Raw genomic sequence first — 19,854 nt, 5'->3', positions numbered from 1 at the left:
TGGGCGTGCCCGAGGACCAGGACGTCGAGGGTGCGGGCGGGCTCGCCGGCGTCCCCGACGGGTTCGGCCGGCTGTGGACGCCGCACCGCATGGCGTACATCGGCGGCGCGGACAAGCCGGCCGACGACGCGCCGGGGGAGGGCTGCCCCTTCTGCCGTGCGCCGGGCCTGAGCGACGAGGAGGGCCTGGTCGTCGCGCGCGGCGCCGTGGCGTACGTCGTGCTCAACCTGTACCCGTACAACGGCGGGCACGTGCTGGTGTGCCCGTACCGTCACGTCGCGGACTACACCGAGCTGACGGACGACGAGGTCGCCGAGGTCGCGGCGCTGACGCGCACCGCGATGCGGGTGCTGCGCGAGGTGTCCGCACCGCACGGCTTCAACCTGGGCATGAACCAGGGGCAGGTCGCCGGTGCGGGCATCCAGGCGCACCTGCACCAGCACGTGGTGCCCCGGTGGGGCGGCGACGCGAACTTCCTGCCGATCGTCGGGCGCACCCGCGCCCTGCCCGAGCTCCTCGCCGACACGCGCGCCCGCCTCGCCGCCGCGTGGCCCGGCACGGCGGGGGAGTGACGCCGCCGTGCTGAACCGACTGCGTGGCGCCATGACGCGCCTGTGGACCCCGCTCGCCGACGCGCTGCTGCGGGCCGGCGTCTCGCCCGACGCGGTGACGATCGCCGGGACGGTCGGCGTCGTGGTGACGGCGCTGTGGGCGTTCCCGACCGGTCACCTGCTGGTCGGCGCCCTCGTCATCACCGTGTTCTCGCTGACGGACTCGCTCGACGGCGTCATGGCGCGCCGGTCCGGCCGCTCCGGTCCCTGGGGCGCGTTCCTCGACTCCACGCTCGACCGCTTCGGCGACGCGGCGGTCTTCTCCGGCCTCGTCGTCTGGTACGCGGGCGGCGGCGACGACCGGCCGACCGCGCTGCTCGCGCTCGTCTGCCTGGTGCTGGGCTCGGTCGTGCCGTACGCACGTGCGCGCGCCGAGGGGCTGGGCATGACGGCGAGCGGCGGGATCGCCGAGCGCGCGGACCGCCTGTTCGCCGTGCTCGTCGCCGCCGCGGTCGTCGGCGTGGGCGCCCCCACGGTCGTCATGACCGTGGTGCTCGCGCTGCTCGCCGTCGCGTCGGCGGTCACGGTCGTGCAGCGCGTCGCCGCCGTCCGCCGGCAGGTGCGGGAGGGCGCGCGGTGAGCCTCGACGTCGCCCGTGCCTACCAGCTCGCGTGGCGGCACGCGCACCGGGTTCCCGGTCCCGTGGTCCGCGCGCTGACCACCCTCGCCGCCGACGTCACGTGGGCGCGCCGCGGCGGCGGGGTCCGCCGTCTCGAGGCGAACCTCGCGCGGGTGCGGCCCGAGCTCGACGCCCGCGCCCTGCGCCGGCTCTCGCGCGCCGGCATGCGGTCCTACCTGCGGTACTTCGGCGAGGCCTTCACGCTGCGCGCGCTGACGCCCGAGCAGCTCGACGCGCGGGTGCGCGTGACGGGGCGCGAGCACCTCCGGCCCCACCTCGACGACGGCCGGCAGGTCGTCCTGGCCCTCGCGCACATGGGCAACTGGGACCTCGCGGGCGCGTGGGCGACCGCGCACCTGGCTCCCGTCACCACGGTCGCGGAGCGGCTGGAGCCCGAGGAGCTGTTCCAGGAGTTCGTCGCCTTCCGCGAGAGCATCGGCCTGACGATCGTGCCGCTGACCGGCGGGGGTGACGTGTTCCGGCGCCTGACCCGCGTCGTGCGGACCGGCCCGGGCCTCCTGCCGCTGCTCGCGGACCGTGACCTCACCGCCAAGGGCGTCGAGGTCGACCTGTTCGGCCGGCGCGCCCGCGTCGCCGCCGGGCCTGCCGCACTGAGCGTGAGCAGCGGCGCACCGCTGGTGCCGGCGGCCATCACGTACGAGCGGCTGCGCGGTGCCCGCCGCCGTGCCGCGGGCGGTCCGTGGGGCATCCGGATCGCGTTCCTCCCGCCGGTGCAGGTGCCGGCCGACGTCCCGCGCCCGGAGCAGGTGCGCCGGGCGACGCAGGCCTGGGTGGACCGGGTCGCGGAGGCGATCCACGCGCGCCCCCAGGACTGGCACATGCTGCAGCGGGTGTTCGTCGAGGACCTGGACCCCGCGCGGGACGCGGCGGTGCGCGCGGGCGCGGGCACGGGTGGTGCCGCATGACATCCACGACGAGCAGGCCCCTGCGGGTGGGCATCGTCTGCCCGTACTCCTTCGACGTGCCCGGGGGCGTGCAGTTCCACGTGCGCGACCTCGCCGAGTCGCTGCTCGCGCGCGGGCACGAGGTCTCGGTGCTCGCGCCGGCCGCCGACGACACGCCCGTCCCGCCCTACCTGGTCGCCGCCGGCCGGGCCGTGCCCGTCCACTACAACGGCGCCGTCGCGCGCCTGACCTTCGGGCCCGTCACGGCCAACCGCGTGCGCCGCTGGCTCACGGCCGGCCGGTTCGACGTGCTGCACCTGCACGAGCCCGTGACGCCGAGCCTCGGCATGCTGGCGCTGTGGATCGCCGACGGCCCCGTCGTCGCGACGTTCCACACCTCGCTCGTGCGCTCGCGCCCCCTGCAGGTCGCCTACCCGCTCGTGCGGCAGTCGCTCGAGAAGATCTCGCTGCGGATCGCGGTCTCCGAGGACGCACGCCGCACCCTCGTCGAGCACCTCGGCGGCGACGCGGTGGTCATCCCGAACGGGGTCTGGGTGGACGCGTTCGCGTCCGCCTCCCGCGACGCGCGGTGGACCGGCACCCCCGAGGCGCCCACCATCGCGTTCCTCGGCCGCCTCGACGAGCCGCGCAAGGGCCTGTCCGTCCTGCTGCGCGCGATGCCCGCCGTGCTCGACCGGTACCCGGGCGCGCGGCTGCTGGTCGCGGGCACCGGCGAGACGGGCGAGGAGCAGGCACGCGAGCTCCTCGGTCCGCGCGCGGGCGCGGTCGAGCTGCTGGGCGGGGTCAGCGAGGAGGACAAGGCCCGTCTGCTGGCGTCCGCGGACGTCTACGTCGCGCCGCAGACCGGCGGCGAGAGCTTCGGCATCGTCCTCGTCGAGGCGATGGCGGCCGGTGCCGCGGTCGTCGCGAGCGACCTGGGCGCGTTCACGCGGGTGCTGGACGAGGGGGAGGCGGGCGTGCTGTTCCGCACCGGCGACCCGGACGACCTCGCGCGCACGCTGGTCGACGTGCTGGGCGACCCCGCTCGCCGCGAGGCGGTCACCGCCCACGCGTCCCGTGTGGTCGGGCGCTACGACTGGTCCGCCGTGACGGACCAGGTCCTCGCCGTGTACGAGATGGCGGTCGCCGGCCGCGACGCCCCCGTCGGCGAGGACCCGTCGTCGCTGCGCGGCGCGCGTCTGCTCGAGCTCCGCCGGGGCCGGACGTGAGCGGCGCGGCCTGGACCGACGCGGCGCTCCTCGCCGTGGCGGTGCTCGCCGTGCTGCTGTGGCTCGTCTGGGTGCGCGCCAGCCGGCTCGACCGGCTGCACCGCAAGGTCGGCGCCTCGCGCGCCGTCGTCGAGGCGCAGCTCGTGCGGCGTGCCACGGTCGCGGCCGAGCTCGCGACGAGCGGCCTGCTGGACCCCGCGAGCTCGGTCGTCGTGGGCGAGGCCGCGTGGGCGGCGCTCAGCGCGAGCGGGGCGGACGGCGACCTGCCCGCCGGGCTGCTGCCGGCGGACCTCGCGGTCCTGCTGCGTGCCGACGCGGACGGCCGTGCGGGCACGGTCCCGCCCGGTCCGGCGCCGGCTGCCGACCGGGGCCTGGTGGAGAGCGAGCTGACGGCCGCGCTGGACGAGGTGCTCGACGACCGGGACGAGGTCCTGGGTCTGGGTGCCGAGCCCGGCGGGCAGGAGCTGCTCGACGCGCTGGCCGCGGCCTGGTACCGGGTGCAGCTGGCGCGTCGCTTCCACAACGAGGCGGTGGCGCAGACGCAGCGGGTCCGCCGCGGCGTGGTCGTGCGCGCGCTGCGCCTGGCCGGTCACGCGCCCGAGCCGCGCACCCTCGAGATGGACGACGCCTGGCCCGCGGGCCTCCCGCGACCGGGCGAGCAGACGGCCCCGCGCCCCGGTGGGACGGGCACCCCCGGGACGGGTCCGACGAACTAGGATGAGCCGTCCTGACCACGGCGGCCGGCGCTCGATGGCGCGCCCCGGAGCGTCGCTCGTCCCGAACCCTGGATCGAAGAGGTCTGCAGTGACCGAGAACACCCAGCCCAGCGCCGCCGGCGAGGTGGGCACCGCGCGCGTGAAGCGCGGCATGGCGGAGATGCTCAAGGGCGGCGTCATCATGGACGTCGTCACGCCCGAGCAGGCCAAGATCGCCGAGGACGCGGGTGCCGTCGCCGTCATGGCGCTCGAGCGCGTGCCGGCCGACATCCGCGCGCAGGGTGGCGTCGCGCGCATGAGCGACCCGGACCTGATCGACGGCATCATCTCGACGGTCTCGATCCCGGTGATGGCGAAGGCCCGCATCGGCCACTTCGTCGAGGCGCAGGTCCTGCAGAGCCTGGGCGTCGACTACGTCGACGAGTCCGAGGTCCTCACGCCGGCCGACTACGCCCACCACATCGACAAGTGGGCGTTCACCGTCCCGTTCGTCTGCGGTGCGACCAACCTCGGCGAGGCCCTGCGCCGCATCACCGAGGGCGCCGCGATGATCCGCTCGAAGGGCGAGGCCGGCACGGGCGACGTCTCCAACGCGACGACGCACATGCGCACGCTGCGCGACGAGATCCGGCGCCTCACCTCGCTGCCCGAGGACGAGCTGTACCTCGCGGCGAAGGAGCTGCAGGCGCCGTACGAGCTCGTCAAGGAGGTCGCGACCACGGGCAGGCTCCCCGTCGTGCTCTTCACCGCCGGCGGCATCGCGACCCCCGCGGACGCGGCGATGATGATGCAGCTCGGTGCCGAGGGCGTGTTCGTCGGGTCAGGCATCTTCAAGTCGGGCAACCCCGCGGAGCGCGCCGCCGCGATCGTCAAGGCCACGACCTTTTACGACGACCCCGACGTCATCGCGAAGGTCTCGCGCGGCCTCGGCGAGGCCATGGTCGGCATCAACGTCGACGACGTGCCCGTCCCGCACCGCCTGGCCGAGCGCGGCTGGTGACGTCGCCGCTCCCGCAGGACCCCGGCACCGCCCCCGCCCCGCCCGCCGGCGAGGACGGGGGCGGTGCCGTCCGCGGCTTCGGGCCGGAGTGGCGGCTGGGGCCGGACGGCCTGCTGTTCCGGCGGGCCGCCCGCGTCATCCTGCTGGACGAGCACGACCGCGTCCTGCTGGTGCGCGGGCACGACGCCGACCAGCCGGACCGCTCGTGGTGGTTCACGGTGGGCGGCGGGCTGGACGACGGCGAGGACCCGCGGTCGGCCGCGGTGCGCGAGGTCCGCGAGGAGACCGGGATCGCGCTGCGCGCCGACGACCTGGTGGGGCCGGTGTTCACGCGCTCGGCGATCTTCGACTTCTTCGCGCGGCACTGCCGCCAGGACGAGGAGATCTTCCTCGCCCGCGTCCGCGAGTCCGACGTGGGTGCGCTGTCGCGCGAGGGCTGGACCGACGTGGAGCTCGACGTCATCGACGAGCTGCGCTGGTGGGACCTCGACGCGCTGGCCGCCGTGGAGATCGAGGTCTTCCCGGCCGGTCTGGCGGAGCTCGTGCGGTCGGTGCTCGCGTGGGACGGGCAGGTGCGGCACCTGGGGCTCGCCCGGGAGTGAGGGCCGGACCAGCCCTCGTGGGCGGCGGCCGGGGCGGGGCCGGGCGCGACCTAGGATCGACGCCCGTGAGCCCCACGATCGGTGTCCTGGCCCTGCAGGGCGACGTGCGCGAGCACGTCGCCGCCCTCGAGCACGAGGGGGCACGTGCGGTGGGCGTGCGCCGACGCAGCGAGCTCGACGCGGTGGACGCGCTGGTCGTCCCGGGCGGGGAGTCGACGACCATCGACAAGCTGCTGCGCGCGTTCGACCTGTTCGAGCCCGTGCAGGAGCGGCTGCGCGAGGGCATGCCGGCGTACGGCTCGTGCGCGGGGATGATCCTGCTGGCGGACCGGATCCTCGGCGGGATCGAGGGGCAGCGGACCCTCGGCGGCGTCGACATCACGGTGCGCCGCAACGCGTTCGGGCGGCAGGTCGACTCGTTCGAGACGGACCTCGTGATCGACGGGGTCGAGGACTCGCGCGACGCGCCGGTGCACGGCGTCTTCATCCGGGCGCCGTGGGTGGAGGAGGTCGGGCCGGCCGCGACCGTGGTCGGCCGCGTCGAGGAGGGTCCGGCCGCCGGTAGGATCGTCGCGGTGCGCCAGGGCCCTGTGCTCGTCACCTCGTTCCACCCGGAGGTGACCGGGGACACGCGGGTGCACCGCCTGTTCGTGCAGATCGTCCGCGAGAGCCGGTGAGCTCGCGGCGCCCGGCACCGTCGACGTGCGGGGCAGCGCGCCACCGGACCAGCGGAGACGGAGGGTAGACGAGGCATGTCGGGTCACTCCAAGTGGGCCACCACGAAGCACAAGAAGGCCGTGATCGACGCGAAGCGCGGCAAGCTCTTCGCGAAGCTCATCAAGAACATCGAGGTCGCGGCCCGCACGGGCGGCGGTGACCCCGCCGGCAACCCCACGCTCTTCGACGCCATCCAGAAGGCGAAGAAGTCGTCGGTGCCGAACGACAACATCGACCGCGCGGTCAAGCGCGGCTCCGGCGCGGAGGCCGGCGGCGCCGACTACCAGACGATCATGTACGAGGGCTACGGCCCCGGCGGCATCGCCGTCCTGGTCGAGTGCCTCACCGACAACCGCAACCGCGCGGCGTCCGACGTCCGCGTCGCGTTCACGCGCAACGGCGGGCAGATGGCCGACCCGGGCTCGGTGTCGTACATCTTCAGCCGCAAGGGCGTCGTCATCGTGCCCAAGGAGGGCACCGACGAGGACGCGGTCATGGAGGCGGTGCTCGAGGCCGGCGGCGAGGAGGTCACCGACCTCGGCGAGCAGTTCGAGGTGCTGTCCGAGGCGACCGACCTGGTGCCCGTCCGCACGGCCCTGCAGGAGGCCGGCATCGAGTACGACTCCGCGGACGTCGTGTTCTGGCCCTCGACGCAGATCGAGGTCGACGTGGACGGTGCGCGCAAGATCCTCAAGCTGATCGACGCGCTCGAGGACTCCGACGACGTGCAGAACGTCTACGCGAACTTCGACGCCCCCGACGAGGTCATGGCGCAGCTCGACGACGAGTGACGCGACGACGGCGCGCCGGGTCCCCTCGGGGCCCGGCGCGCTGTCGTCCCTGCACGGTCCCGGCGGTCCGGGCTGAGACGATGGGCCCGTGCGCGTGCTCGGAGTCGACCCCGGTCTCACCCGTTGCGGACTCGGCGTGGTCGACGGGCTGCCCGGACGGCGGCTGCGCATGGTCGCGGTCGACGTCGCGACGTCCGAGCCCGGCCTCGACGTGGACCAGCGCCTGCTGCGCATCGAGCGCCGCATCGAGGAGTACCTCGAGGAGCACGCGCCGGACACGGTCGCCGTGGAGCGGGTGTTCGCGCAGCACAACGTGAGCACGGTCATGGGCACCGCGCAGGTCGCAGGGCTCGCGCTCGTCGCCGCCGCGCGCCGGCGCATCCCCGTCGCGATGCACACCCCCAGCGAGGTCAAGGCGGCCGTCACGGGCAGCGGCCGCGCGGACAAGGCGCAGGTGCAGTCCATGGTCCGGCGGCTGCTCGAGCTCGAGACCGCACCGCGTCCCGCGGACGCCGCGGACGCCCTGGCCCTCGCCATCTGCCACCTGTGGCGTCCCGCGGGGGCGATCGGCGCCCCGCAGCGGGCGCCCGGGTCGATGACCGCCGCGCAGCGCGCGTGGGCGGCGGCCGAGCAGGCCGCGCGCCGGCGTGGCTGAGCGTGTCGTTCGTACACGTGTTCGCCCCTGTGGCACAGTGAGCAGCCGTGCGCCCGCCGCCGCGGCGGGGCCGGCGATCGGGAGGTGCGTGCGGTGATCGCGTCCGTGCACGGGACGGTCCTGACGGTGCGGCTCGACTCGGCCGTCGTCGAGGTGGGCGGGGTCGGCATGCTCGTGCAGGCGACGCCGACGACCCTCGCGGGGCTGCGCGTGGACCAGCCCGCGCGGCTCTTCACGTCGCTCGTCGTGCGCGAGGACTCCCTCACGCTGTTCGGGTTCGCGGACGCCGACGAGCGCGACGTCTTCGAGGTCCTCCAGACCGTGACGGGGGTCGGGCCGCGCCTGGCGCTCGCGATGCTCGCGGTGCACACCCCGGACGGGCTGCGGCGCGCGGTCGCGGACGAGGACCTCGCCGCGCTCGTGCGCGTCCCCGGCATCGGGCGCAAGGGCGCCCAGCGGATCGTGCTCGAGCTCGCGGACCGGCTCGGCGCGCCGGCGCCCTCGCACGCGGGAGCCACCCGTGCAGCGGCGACGCCCGACCACCGCGACCAGGTCGTGGACGCGCTCGTCGGCCTCGGCTGGCCGCTGCGCGCGGCGCAGGACGCCGTGACCGGCGTGCTGGAGGGCGGCGCGGAGCCCGTGGGCGCGGACGAGGTGCCCGGCGTCCTGCGTGCCGCGCTGCGCGTGCTCGGAGGTTCCCGTGCATGACGACGACGCCGCCCGGGACGCGGAGACCGCGGAGTCCCTGGTGCGCTCGGGCGCGGACGACCTGGAGCGCGCCGCCGAGGCGGCGCTGCGGCCGCGCCGCCTGGACGAGTTCGTCGGGCAGCGGGTCGTGCGCGACCAGCTCTCGCTCGTGCTGCACGCCGCGCTGAACCGCGGCCGTGCCCCCGACCACGTCCTCCTGTCGGGCCCGCCCGGGCTGGGCAAGACGACGCTCGCCATGATCATCGCCGCCGAGCTCGGTGCGTCGCTGCGCGTCACGAGCGGCCCGGCGATCCAGCACGCGGGCGACCTCGCCGCCGTGCTGTCCTCCCTCGAGGAGGGCGAGGTGCTGTTCCTCGACGAGATCCACCGCCTCGCGCGGCCCGCCGAGGAGCTCCTCTACGTCGCGATGGAGGACTTCCGCGTCGACGTCGTCGTGGGCAAGGGGGCGGGCGCCAGCGCGATCCCGCTCTCGCTGCCCCCGTTCACGGTGGTCGGCGCGACGACGCGCGCGGGTCTGCTCCCGGCGCCGCTGCGCGACCGCTTCGGCTTCACGGGCCATCTCGACTTCTACGCGGACGACGAGCTCGAGCGCGTGCTGCTGCGCTCCGCCGGCCTCCTCGACGTCCCGCTCGACGCCGACGCCGCCGCCGAGATCGCCGGCCGCTCGCGCGGGACCCCGCGCATCGCGAACCGGCTCCTGCGGCGCGTGCGCGACTGGGCGGAGGTGCGCGGCGACGGCCGGCTGACGCTCGCCGCCGCCCGGGCGGCGCTCGAGGTGTACGAGGTCGACGCGCGCGGTCTCGACCGCCTCGACCGGTCGGTCCTGGAGGCGCTGTGCCTGCGGTTCGGCGGCGGGCCCGTCGGGCTCACGACGCTGGCGGTCGCGGTGGGGGAGGAGCCCGAGACCGTCGAGACGGTGGCCGAGCCGTTCCTCGTGCGCGAGGGACTGGTCGGGCGCACGCCCCGCGGGCGGGTCGCGCTGCCGGCCGCGTGGGACCACCTGGGGCTCGACCGGCCGGCGCCCGCCGACACGCTGTTCGGCTGACGCGGCGCGCCGTGCGCGGACGCGGGCGTGCCCGTCGCCGGGAACCTCGCGGGGCGGACGGACGTTGGAGGCTCCGGCCGCGGCGCCTAGACTGCGGCGGACGTCGACACCGATGGAGATCCCGGACCTCATGGACTACTCGTTCCTCATCATCCTGCTCGTGGCCTTCGCGGCCCTGTGGTTCATGTCGAGCCGCACCCGCAAGCAGCAGCGCGAGATGATGGACCTGCGCAACACGCTCCAGGTGGGCGACGAGGTCATGACGGGCTCGGGTCTCTTCGGCACCGTCACGGCCGTCGACGGCGACGTCGTGACGCTCGAGTCGACCCCGGGCTCGCAGACCCGCTGGCTGAAGGCGGCCATCGCCCGCAAGGTCGACCCGCCGGTGGTCGCGGACGACGAGGAGATCGTCGTCGAGGACGACGTGGACGCCACGGACCGTCGTGACGACGACGTCATCGAGGTCCCGGACGACCTGTCGTCGCTGCCGCCGGAGAACCCGCGCCGCGACGACGACGACACCGACAGGAAGTGACCGCCGGCCCGGGCGACGACGCCCGGGCCTCGATCCCACCGGCCGCACCGCGGCCGGTGCGCGCACGAGAGAAGAACTCCGTTGGCCCCTCCTCCTCCTCGCCGTGAACGGCCGATCCGTACGCTCGTCGCCCTCGGGGTCCTGATCGGCGCGATCTTCGCGACGATCTTCGCCGGCAGCCGGTGGAGCGACGCCGAGCTGACGCCGAGCCTCGCGCTCGACCTCGAGGGTGGGACGCAGGTCATCCTGCAGCCCGTCGCCGAGGCGGAGGGCCAGGTGACGTCCGAGACGATCGACCAGGCCATCGGCGTCATCCGCCAGCGCGTCGACGCCTCCGGCGTGGCCGAGGCGGAGATCACCAGCCAGGGCGGCTCGAACATCGTCGTCGCGCTGCCCGGGCGCCCGAGCGAGGAGACGCTCGACCTCGTCCGGACGTCGGCCCAGATGGAGTTCCGTCCCGTGCTGGCGGTCGGTGCGCCGACGCCCACGACGCCGGCCGACCCGGCCGCGACGGAGACGCCCGCCCCCGAGGAGTCGGCCGCACCGGCCGACCCCGCCGCGGAGGGTGCGGACGCGGCCGCGGAGGGCGACGCCGCTGCCGGGGCCACCCCGTCGCCCGAGGCGTCCGCCCCGGCGGAGGAGCCGTCGGACGAGCCGGCCACGGCCGAGCCGACCAGCCCGAGCGACATCGCGTACTACGTGACGCCGGCGGTCCAGGCGCAGTTCGAGGAGCTCGACTGCACCCTGCCCGAGAACCGCACCGGCGGCGTCTCGGGTCCGGCGGACAGGGCCCTCGTCACGTGCGACCAGGAGGGGACGGCGAAGTTCATCCTCGGTCCCGTCGAGATCGAGGGCTCGGACATCGACACGGCCACCTCGGGCCTGCGGACGCTGCCGAGCGGCGCGCAGACCAACGAGTGGGTCGTGAACCTCGAGTTCACCTCGTCGGGCACGCCGAAGTTCACCGAGACGACGACGCGCCTGGCGACGCAGCAGCAGCCGCTCAACCAGTTCGCGGTCGTGCTCGACGCGCTGGTGATCTCGGCGCCCTCGGTCAACGAGGTCATCCCGAACGGCCAGGCGGAGATCTCCGGGACGTTCACGCGGGACTCGGCGGCGGCGCTGGCGAACCAGCTGAGCTTCGGGTCGCTGCCGATCAGCTTCCAGGTGCAGAGCGAGCAGCAGATCTCCGCGACGCTCGGTGCCGAGCAGCTGCGCAACGGCCTGCTCGCCGGCCTGCTCGGTCTGCTCCTCGTGGTCGTGTACTCGCTGTTCCAGTACCGCGCGCTCGGCCTCGTCACGGTCGCGTCCCTCGTGGTCGCCGCGCTCCTCACGTACGGCGCGATCACGCTGCTCTCCTGGTGGCAGGGGTACCGGCTCTCGCTGCCCGGCGTCGCCGGCGTCATCGTCGGCATCGGGGTCACGGCGGACTCGTTCATCGTCTACTTCGAGCGCATCCGCGACGAGCTGCGCGACGGACGCTCGCTCGCGGCCGCGGTGGACCGCGGCTGGGAGCGCGCGCGCCGCACGATCATCGCGTCCGACGCCGTGAACTTCCTCGCGGCGATCGTGCTCTACGCGCTGGCGGTCGGCGGCGTCCGTGGCTTCGCCTTCACGCTCGGCCTGACGACGGTCATGGACCTGCTCATCGTCTTCTGGTTCACCCGGCCGCTCATGCAGCTGCTCGCCCGGACCCGGTTCTTCGCCGAGGGCCACCCCGCCTCCGGGCTCGATCCCCGACGGCTCGGCGTCGACGCCCCGCGCGTGCGCTACACCGGCCGCGGCCGCGTGGTCACGAGCGGTGCAGGGACGCCGTCGTCGGCGGACGAGGCGAAGGCCGGACCCGCGCCCGCGCGTCGCGTCCAGCAGCCGGTCGCGGCTGGGGTCGGCGGCCCGACCATCGCCGAGCGGCGTGCAGCCGCGCGCGCCGCCGCCCAGGCCGACAGCCGGGAGGCGGGCGTCGACGACGCACCGGACTCCCCGACGACCACGTCCGACGCGCCCACCGGGCGCCCCGAGGGGAGCGACCACTGATGGCCTCCGGTTTCGCCCAGTGGGGCAACGACCTCTACACGGGACGGCGCTCGTACGACGTCGTCGGCAGGCGCCGCCGGTTCTACCTGGTCTCGGGCGTCCTGGTGCTCCTCTCGCTCGTGCTGCTCGTGCGGCCGGGCCTGAACCCGGGCATCGACTTCCGCGGCGGTTCGCAGTTCACCGTCTCCGACGTGCGCGACCAGGACCAGGAGCTCGCCGTCGAGACGGTGCAGTCGGTGAGCCCGGACGAGGTGCCGCGGGTCACGAACGTGGGCGCCTCCTCGCTGCGCATCCAGACCTCGCAGCTGGCGGAGGGCGAGGTGGCCGAGGTCTCCGAGGCGCTCGCGACCGCGTTCGACGTGCCGGCCGAGGACGTCACGAGCGAGTTCATCGGCCCGTCGTGGGGCCAGGACGTGTCGGAGAAGGCCCTCACAGGTCTCGGCGTCTTCCTCGTGCTCGTCATGCTCACGATGACCTTCTACTTCCGGAACTGGCGGATGGCCGCCGCGGCGATCATCGCGCTGTTCCACGACCTGATCCTCACGGTCGGCATCTACGCGGCCGTCGGGTGGGAGGTCACCCCCGCGACGGTCATCGGGTTCCTCACGATCCTCGCGTACTCGATCTACGACACCGTCGTGGTGTTCGACAAGGTGCGCGAGAACACGACGGACACGCTCGACCAGACGCGCTTCACCTACGCCGAGCGCGCCAACCTCGCGCTCAACCAGACCCTCGTGCGGTCGATCAACACGTCGGTCGTGGCGCTGCTGCCCGTGCTGTCGATCCTCGTGGTCGGCGCCTTCATCCTCGGTGCGGGCACGCTGCGGGACATCGCGCTGTCGCTGTTCGTCGGCATGCTGGTCGGCACGTACTCGTCGATCTTCCTCGCCACGCCGATCGAGGTGTCGCTGCGGGAGCGCGAGCCGCGCGTCCGCCGGCACACCGACAAGGTGCTCGCGCAGCGCGCCGGCACCGCGACGACGGACGGCGGGGAGGGCGAGCCCGCCCTGGCCGGCGCGCCGCGGGCCACCGCCGCGCTGCGGCCGGGGGCGCACCAGGGCCAGGCGGCGCAGCCGCGGCGCAAGAACCGGTGAGCGCGCTGACGGACGACGCCCGGGCCGCGCTGGCGCGGCGGGTCGACGGGCTGCTGCGCACGGTCCCGGACTTCCCCGAGCCGGGCGTGCAGTTCCGCGACATCATGCCGCTGCTCGCGGACGCCGAGGCGTTCGCGGAGGTCGTCGCCGCCCTGGTCGCCGACGCGCCCGGCCCGGTCGACCTGGTCGCGGGGATGGAGGCGCGCGGCTTCCTCCTCGCCGCACCGGTCGCCACGGCGCTGGGCGCGGGCGTCGTGCCGGTGCGCAAGGCCGGCAAGCTGCCCGGGCCCGTCGCGTCGGCGACGTACGACCTGGAGTACGGCAGCGCCACCGTGGAGGTGCAGCCCTTCACGGTGCGGCACGGCGCGCGGGTCCTCGTGGTCGACGACGTGCTCGCCACCGGCGGCACCGCGGCGGCCACGGTGGACCTGCTCGAGCGGTGCGGTGCCGAGGTGGTGGGGCTGAGCTTCCTCGTCGAGCTCGAGGCCCTGGCCGGTCGTGCGCTGCTGTCCGGCCACCGCGTGTCGGCGCTGCTCACCCTCTGAGTTCCGCCGCGCGGCGGTCCGTCACCCGTGCGGACCGCCGCGTGCGGGTGTTCGCCGGCGCCGACGTAGACTCGTCGGACCAGGTCCTCACCGTCGGCGACCGCCGACGGGCTGAGGCGGATCGGTCGGGGGAGGGGGTGCCGTGAACGAGAAGGTGAAGGCCGTGCCCTCGGAGGCGCCCGGCGGCGCGCCCGCGCCCGTCCCTCCGGCGGAGCCCGCCGAGGCGACGCCCGGCGGTGGCGTCCCTGCGACGGCGGAGGTCGGTGACCCGCCCGGCTCCTCCGCGAGCCGTGTGCGCGCGCGGCTGGCCCGCCTGTCCGGCCGGTCGACCGTCACGTACCCGGCGCTCGAGCCGGTCCTGCAGGCGGTGCGGCAGAACCACCCGAAGGCGGACCTGTCCGCGGTCGAGCAGGCCTACGTGGTCGCCGAGCGCGCCCACCGAGGCCAGCTGCGCAAGAGCGGCGACCCGTACATCACGCACCCCGTCGCGGTGACGACGATCCTCGCCGAGCTGGGCATGACGCCCTCCACGCTCGTCGCGGCGCTCCTGCACGACACGGTGGAGGACACCGACTACTCCCTCGAGCAGCTGCGCCGGGAGTTCGGGCCCGAGGTCGCGATGCTGGTCGACGGGGTCACGAAGCTCGACAAGGTCGCGTACGGCGACGCCGCGCAGGCCGAGACGGTCCGCAAGATGGTCGTCGCGATGTCCCGCGACATCCGCGTGCTCGTCATCAAGCTCGCCGACCGGCTGCACAACGCCCGGACGTGGAAGTTCGTCGCGGCGGCCTCGGCCGAGAAGAAGGCACGCGAGACGCTCGAGATCTACGCGCCGCTCGCGCACCGGCTCGGCATGAACACGATCAAGTGGGAGCTCGAGGACCTGTCGTTCGCGACGCTGTACCCCAAGGTCTACGACGAGATCGTGCACCTCGTGGCGGAGCGTGCGCCGGCCCGCGAGGAGTACCTCGCCACGGTCCGTGAGCAGGTGGGCACCGACCTGCGCAACGCGAAGATCCGCGCCACCGTGACGGGCCGGCCGAAGCACTACTACTCGATCTACCAGAAGATGATCGTCCGCGGCCGCGACTTCGCGGACATCTACGACCTCGTGGGCGTCCGCGTCCTCGTCGACACGGTGCGCGACTGCTACGCGGCCCTCGGCGCCCTGCACGCGCGGTGGAACCCGGTCCCCGGCCGGTTCAAGGACTACATCGCGATGCCGAAGTTCAACCTCTACCAGTCGCTGCACACCACGGTGATCGGGCCGGGTGGCAAGCCCGTCGAGATCCAGATCCGCACGCACGACATGCACCGGCGCGCGGAGTACGGCGTCGCGGCGCACTGGAAGTACAAGGAGAACTCGAAGGACGGCGGCCAGGACGGCAACGACATGGCGTGGCTGCGCCAGCTCGTGGACTGGCAGCGCGAGACCGCCGACCCGACCGAGTTCCTCGACCTGCTGCGCGACGAGATCGCGGGCGCCGAGGTCTACGTGTTCACGCCGAAGGGCGACGTCCAGGCGCTGCCGGCCGGGTCGACGCCCGTGGACTTCGCGTACGCGGTGCACACCGAGGTCGGTCACCGGACCATGGGTGCCCGCGTGAACGGGCGCCTCGTCCCGCTGGACTCGACGCTGGAGAACGGCGACGTCGTCGAGGTGTTCACGTCCCGCTCCGAGACCGCCGGGCCCAGCCGCGACTGGCTGGGCTTCGTCAAGAGCCCCCGCGCGCGCAACAAGATCCGGCAGTGGTTCACGAAGGAGCGCCGCGAGGAGGCGGTCGAGCACGGCAAGGACGCCATCGCGAAGGCGATGCGCAAGCAGAACCTGCCGATCCAGCGGCTCATGTCCCACGAGGCGCTCGTCGCCCTCGCGCACGAGATGCGGTACGCCGACGTGTCGGCGCTCTACGCCGCGGTCGGCGAGGGGCAGGTGTCCGCGGCGTCCGTCGTGCAGAAGCTCGTCCACTCGCTCGGCGGCGAGCCGGCCGCCGAGGAGGACCTGGCGGAGACCGCACGGCCGGGGCAGGCGACGCGGCGCGTGCGCACGGGCGACCCGGGCGTCGTGGTCAAGGGCGTCGACGACGTCTGGGTCAAGCTCGCCAAGTGCTGCACCCCGGTGCCGGGGGACGACATCCTCGGCTTCGTCACGCGCGGCCAGGGCGTGTCGGTGCACCGCACCGACTGCATCAACGTCGAGGCGCTGCGCCGCCAGCCCGAGCGGCTGGTCGAGGTCGGCTGGAGCCACACGAGCTCGCAGCTGTTCCTCGTCCAGATCCAGGTGGAGGCGCTCGACCGCAGCCGTCTGCTGTCGGACGTGACGCGCGTCCTGTCCGACCACCACGTGAACATCCTGTCGGCGTCGGTCTCGACATCCCGCGACCGGGTCGCGCTGTCCCGGTTCGTCTTCGAGATGGCCGAGCCGTCCCACCTCGCCTCGGTGCTGTCCGCGGTGCGCAAGGTCGAGGGCGTCTTCGACGTCTACCGCGTGACCGGTTCGCGCGCGGCGGAGGAGCCGGTCATCCGCGCCTGACGGCGCACGCCGCCACGAGGGCCGCGCGGCCGGACCGCACGCCGCGGTGCCCCTCGAAGCGGTGGAGGGCACGGAGTGCCGCCACGAGGTCGACCCCGGCCGACGCCAGACGCGCCAGCGCCTCCTGCGCGGACGCCGACGTCTCCCACCGCGCCACGTCCAGCGCGGTGCGCAGCGGCGTCGTGACGCGGACCGGGCCCAGAGCGACGACGTCCTCCGGCCCGAGCACGGCCTCCGCCACCCGGCGGTCCGGGTGGGGGTCGGGCCGCCGCGCCCCGGAGGCAACGAGGACGTCGACACGTCGGGGCGGCGGACCGCCGGTGTGGACCCACACGGCTGCCGTCCGACCGACGACACCGCGGGGCGGTACGAGCCGGGCGACCGCGGCGGCGCGGACGGCCGGCGTCTCCGCCGTCCCCGCGGTGCGGGCCACGTCGCCGCGCAGCGGCACCAGCGCGCCGTCCGCGAGCATGCCCGCCCACGCGAGCGGGCCGACGTCGGCGCGGTGCACGACCGGCGGCAGGTCGACGGGACGGGGGCGCAGACGGACGAGGGCCGCGGGCGCGGGGGGCGTGGACGGGTCGAGGCCGGGGACCATGCCCGTCAGGATGCCGCCGGCAGGGCCGGCCGGGCCGGGGTACGGGCGTCCTGTGGACAGCCCGCACCCCGGCCCCGCGGGTCAGCCCCGGGCGTCGTGGGCCGCGCGCTGCACCTGCTCCAGCCACGCCCGGCGCGCGTCGAGCGCGGCACGGGCCTCCTGGACGCGGCGCTTGTCACCCGCCGCCTCGGCGGCCGCAAGGTCCGCCTCGAGCGACGCGATGGCCTGCTCGAGCTGTGCGGCCGCGCCCTCGGCGCGGGCACGCGTCTCCGGGTTCGCGCGACGCCACTGCGCGTTCTCCGCGTCGCGGACGGCCTGCTCGACCGCGCGCAGCCGCCCCTCGACACGCTGCACGTCGGCGCGGGGCACCTTGCCCGCGGCCTCCCAGCGGTCCTGGATCGAGCGCAGGGCCGACTTGGCGCCCCCGATGTCACGCACGGGCACGAGCGCCTCGGCCTCGACCAGCAGCGCCTCCTTCACCTCGAGGTTCGCGCGGAACTCCGCGTCGACCGCCTGGTTGGCCGCGTCGCGCGCCGAGAAGAACGCGTCCTGGGCGGCGCGGAAACGAGCCCACAGCGCGTCGTCGACCTGGCGGTTCGCCCGACCGGCCGCCTTCCACCGGGCCATCAGGTCGCGGAACGCGGCGGACGTCGCACCCCAGTCCGTGCTGCCGGACAGGGCCTCGGCCTGCGCGACGAGCGACTCCTTGGTGGCCTTCGCCTCGGCGTTGCGCGACTCCAGCTCCGCGAAGAAGTGCCGGCGCTCACGGTCGAACGTCGTACGGGCGTGGCTGAACCGCTTCCAGAGCGACTCCTCCGTGGGACGGTCGATGCGCGGCCCCTGCCGCTGCGCCTCCTTCCACTCCTCGAGGAGGGCGCGCAGCTGCTCGCCCGCGGGCCGCCACTGGATCCGCGCCGGGTCGGTCGTCGCGATCTTCTCGGCCTGCTCGACGATCCGGGTGCGCGCCGCGACGGCCGCCTCCCGGGCCGCCTGGCGCTCCGCCTCGGCCTGGGCGCGCCGCTCGGCCGCGCGCTCGCGCAGCCCCTCGAGGCGGCCACGCAGGCCGTCGAGGTCGCCCACGGCCGCGGGCTCGGCGAGCTCCTGCGTCAGCTTGGCCAGCGTCTGGTCGATCTCCTTGACGGACAGGTCCGTCGCCGACAGGCGGGCCTCGAAGAGCGCGACCTTCGCCTGCAGGTCGAGGTAGCGGCGCACGTACAGGCCGAGGGCCTCCTCGGTGCTCGCACCGGGGAACTGCCCGACGACGCGCTCGCCCGCCGCCTCGCGCACGTGCACCGTGCCGTCCTCGTCGACGCGACCGAACTCGGCGGCGCGCGCCGCCTCCGCGGGGTCGACCGGCGGGGCGACCGGCGCGACGGCAGCGGGGGCGGCCGGCGCCGCCGTCGCCGCCCGCGGCGTGGGGCGGGGCCCGGGTCGGACCGAGCCAGGGGTCGGGCGCGGGCCGGGGCGCCCACCCGGCAGGGGAGCAGCGGGAGCGGTCTCCGTCGCGGCGTCGGTCCCGGTCTGCGCGGTCGCGCCGTCCTGGGCCTCCTCCGCGGGCTCGTCCGTGCCCTCCGGGCCCGCGGTCGCGACCTCGCTCGCGGGGGTCTCCTCGACCGTGGCGGGCTCGGTCTCGGGGGTCTCCTCGACCGTGGCAGGCTCGGTCTCGGGGGTCTCCTCGACCGTGGCGGGCTCGGTCTCGGGGGTCTCCTCGACCGTGGCGGGCTCGGTCTCGGGGGTCTCCTCGACCGTGGCGGCCTCGATCTCGGGGGTCTCCTCGACCGCCTCCGCCACCGGGGCGTCCTGCGTCGGCGTCGCGTCGGCCGTGGCTTCCGGGGCCACGGGCTCGTCGGCGGGGCCGTCCGCGGGCGTGGGCTCGTCGGCGGCGTCCTCCTGCACGGCTGCGTCCTCCGCCGCGGACGGGGCGGCGGTGAGGTCCTCGACGACGGCGTCGTCCGCGGACGGACGGTCGTCCGCCGTGGCGGGGTCCGCGGCGGCCGCGGTCTCCGTGAGGGCGGGAGCCCGGTCGGCGTCGTCCGCGGACGGCGTCGTGGTGTGCTCGGTCACTGGATCTCCACTCCCTCGATGATGACGTCCTGGACGGGCCGTTCGGTACCCGGCTGCGTCCCGGCGTCAGCGATGGCCTGCACGACGTCCAACCCGGACGTGATGCGGCCGAACACGGTGTAGCCACCCGCCGAGTCGGACGGGATGGTCGAGTCCTCGTAGACGAGGAAGAACTGGCTGCCCATCGACTCGGCGTCGTTGCCGATGCGGGCCATGGCGATGGTGCCGGCGGGGTACACGTCGCCCGCGGGGGCGTTCTCGACGGGGCCCCAGCTGTAGCCGGGGCCGCCGGTGCCCGTCGCGGTCGGGTCGCCGCACTGCAGCACGTGGATGCCGGTCGTGACCAGACGGTGGCACTGCGTGTCGTCGAAGTAGCCCTCCTGGGCGAGGGTCACGAAGTTGGCGACCGCCTGCGGGGCCGCCGCACCGTCGAGCTCGACCTCCACCGGTCCGGCCGACGTCGTGATGGTCCCGGTCCAGCTGCGCCCCTCGGCCGACGCCGGGTCGGGGACGACACCGCCGTTGCCGGTGCGCGCGGGGAGCGTCGGCGCGGGGGTCGCCTCCGCGGTCGGGCTGGCGGTGGCCGCGGGCGAGTCGTCGCGGGAGAGCGCGACGGCTGCCACCACGCCCGTGCCGACGACCAGGGCGCCGACCACCGTCCCGGCGATCACGCGCTGGCGCCGGCGCCGGGACCGGGCGACGGAGGCGGCCTGACGGGCCTGCCACTTCTCGTACCGCCGCCGCTCGTACTCGCGCTTGGAGTTCACCGCCACCCCTCGTCGTCGTGCGCGCGACCCCGCTCCGCGCCGCGCCCCGGACCCCCGCCGGACCCGGGACAGTCTAGGCAGGG

At 75.0% G+C, this 19,854-nt stretch carries 20 protein-coding genes; 17 read left to right on the top strand and 3 right to left on the bottom strand.

Going from position 1 to position 19,854, the window contains the following annotated elements; all coding sequences use genetic code 11:
* Positions 1–5: 5 nt before the first annotated feature.
* From FB586_RS14755 to FB586_RS14675, 17 genes are all read left to right on the top strand, one after another.
* Entirely contained in the window at positions 6–572 is a 567-nt protein-coding gene (locus tag FB586_RS14755) for an HIT family protein (RefSeq protein ID WP_370741091.1), read from the top strand.
* Positions 573–579: 7 nt separating this feature from the next.
* On the top strand, positions 580–1,191 hold the full coding sequence (pgsA, locus tag FB586_RS14750; RefSeq protein ID WP_136520070.1) for a phosphatidylinositol phosphate synthase: 612 nt from the start codon (positions 580–582) through the stop codon (positions 1,189–1,191).
* Positions 1,188–2,156, top strand: a complete 969-nt coding sequence (locus FB586_RS14745; RefSeq protein ID WP_136520069.1) for a phosphatidylinositol mannoside acyltransferase — start codon at positions 1,188–1,190, stop codon at positions 2,154–2,156. The genes pgsA and FB586_RS14745 overlap by 4 nt, the downstream gene beginning before the upstream one ends.
* A gap of 20 nt (positions 2,157–2,176) precedes the next feature.
* Positions 2,177–3,364 carry a glycosyltransferase family 4 protein gene (locus tag FB586_RS14740; protein WP_136520266.1) on the top strand — a complete coding sequence of 396 codons (1,188 nt, stop codon included), beginning with the start codon at positions 2,177–2,179 and terminating at the stop codon, positions 3,362–3,364.
* Complete coding sequence (locus FB586_RS14735; RefSeq protein ID WP_136520068.1) at positions 3,361–4,080, top strand: hypothetical protein; 720 nt, start codon at positions 3,361–3,363, stop codon at positions 4,078–4,080. The genes FB586_RS14740 and FB586_RS14735 overlap by 4 nt, the downstream gene beginning before the upstream one ends.
* Positions 4,081–4,168: 88 nt before the next feature.
* A complete protein-coding gene (gene pdxS, locus FB586_RS14730; RefSeq protein WP_136520067.1) occupies positions 4,169–5,080 on the top strand; it encodes a pyridoxal 5'-phosphate synthase lyase subunit PdxS in 912 nt (303 codons plus the stop codon).
* Positions 5,077–5,682, top strand: coding sequence for an NUDIX hydrolase (locus tag FB586_RS14725; protein WP_136520066.1), 606 nt, complete (start codon positions 5,077–5,079; stop codon positions 5,680–5,682). Before pdxS ends, FB586_RS14725 begins: the two co-directional genes overlap by 4 nt.
* 65 nt (positions 5,683–5,747) lie before the next feature.
* Positions 5,748–6,359 (top strand): pyridoxal 5'-phosphate synthase glutaminase subunit PdxT, encoded by a 612-nt coding sequence (gene pdxT / locus FB586_RS14720; protein WP_136520065.1) that lies wholly within the window; start codon positions 5,748–5,750, stop codon positions 6,357–6,359.
* A 75-nt stretch (positions 6,360–6,434) separates the two neighbouring features.
* A complete protein-coding gene (locus FB586_RS14715) occupies positions 6,435–7,190 on the top strand; it encodes a YebC/PmpR family DNA-binding transcriptional regulator (RefSeq protein WP_136520064.1) in 756 nt (251 codons plus the stop codon).
* Between the two features lie 88 nt (positions 7,191–7,278).
* Entirely contained in the window at positions 7,279–7,845 is a 567-nt protein-coding gene (gene ruvC, locus FB586_RS14710) for a crossover junction endodeoxyribonuclease RuvC (RefSeq protein WP_136520063.1), read from the top strand.
* Between the two features lie 93 nt (positions 7,846–7,938).
* Positions 7,939–8,553, top strand: a complete 615-nt coding sequence (gene ruvA, locus FB586_RS14705; protein ID WP_136520062.1) for a Holliday junction branch migration protein RuvA — start codon at positions 7,939–7,941, stop codon at positions 8,551–8,553.
* Entirely contained in the window at positions 8,546–9,598 is a 1,053-nt protein-coding gene (ruvB, locus tag FB586_RS14700) for a Holliday junction branch migration DNA helicase RuvB (protein WP_136520061.1), read from the top strand. The genes ruvA and ruvB overlap by 8 nt, the downstream gene beginning before the upstream one ends.
* A gap of 112 nt (positions 9,599–9,710) precedes the next feature.
* Positions 9,711–10,133, top strand: a complete 423-nt coding sequence (gene yajC / locus FB586_RS14695) for a preprotein translocase subunit YajC (protein ID WP_246036786.1) — start codon at positions 9,711–9,713, stop codon at positions 10,131–10,133.
* Positions 10,134–10,214: 81 nt separating this feature from the next.
* Positions 10,215–12,167 (top strand): protein translocase subunit SecD, encoded by a 1,953-nt coding sequence (gene secD, locus FB586_RS14690; protein ID WP_246036785.1) that lies wholly within the window; start codon positions 10,215–10,217, stop codon positions 12,165–12,167.
* Positions 12,167–13,264, top strand: coding sequence for a protein translocase subunit SecF (gene secF / locus FB586_RS14685; protein WP_136520060.1), 1,098 nt, complete (start codon positions 12,167–12,169; stop codon positions 13,262–13,264). The genes secD and secF overlap by 1 nt, the downstream gene beginning before the upstream one ends.
* 5 nt (positions 13,265–13,269) lie before the next feature.
* Complete coding sequence (locus FB586_RS14680) at positions 13,270–13,809, top strand: adenine phosphoribosyltransferase (protein ID WP_136520263.1); 540 nt, start codon at positions 13,270–13,272, stop codon at positions 13,807–13,809.
* Between the two features lie 163 nt (positions 13,810–13,972).
* Positions 13,973–16,342: a RelA/SpoT family protein gene (locus tag FB586_RS14675; protein ID WP_136520262.1), complete on the top strand. Its 2,370-nt coding sequence runs from the start codon at positions 13,973–13,975 to the stop codon at positions 16,340–16,342.
* On the opposite strand, the gene FB586_RS14670 is transcribed toward FB586_RS14675, so the two are convergent.
* The 3 genes from FB586_RS14670 to FB586_RS14660 all read right to left on the bottom strand — a co-directional run bounded on the left by FB586_RS14670 (position 16,329) and on the right by FB586_RS14660 (position 19,777).
* Positions 16,329–16,940: a hypothetical protein gene (locus FB586_RS14670; protein ID WP_136520059.1), complete on the bottom strand. Its 612-nt coding sequence runs from the start codon at positions 16,938–16,940 to the stop codon at positions 16,329–16,331. The genes FB586_RS14675 and FB586_RS14670 overlap by 14 nt on opposite strands.
* An 81-nt stretch (positions 16,941–17,021) precedes the next feature.
* Complete coding sequence (locus tag FB586_RS14665; protein WP_246036783.1) at positions 17,022–19,004, bottom strand: DUF349 domain-containing protein; 1,983 nt, start codon at positions 19,002–19,004, stop codon at positions 17,022–17,024.
* Positions 19,001–19,777 carry a peptidylprolyl isomerase gene (locus FB586_RS14660; RefSeq protein WP_246036782.1) on the bottom strand — a complete coding sequence of 259 codons (777 nt, stop codon included), beginning with the start codon at positions 19,775–19,777 and terminating at the stop codon, positions 19,001–19,003. The genes FB586_RS14665 and FB586_RS14660 overlap by 4 nt, the downstream gene beginning before the upstream one ends.
* Positions 19,778–19,854 lie beyond the last annotated feature (77 nt).

Source organism: Cellulomonas telluris, assembly GCF_004886325.1.
GTDB classification, from domain to species: domain Bacteria; phylum Actinomycetota; class Actinomycetes; order Actinomycetales; family Cellulomonadaceae; genus Cellulomonas; species Cellulomonas telluris.
The sequence above is the reverse complement of the archived record's forward strand: the minus strand, read 5'-3'. Positions and strand labels throughout refer to the sequence as shown.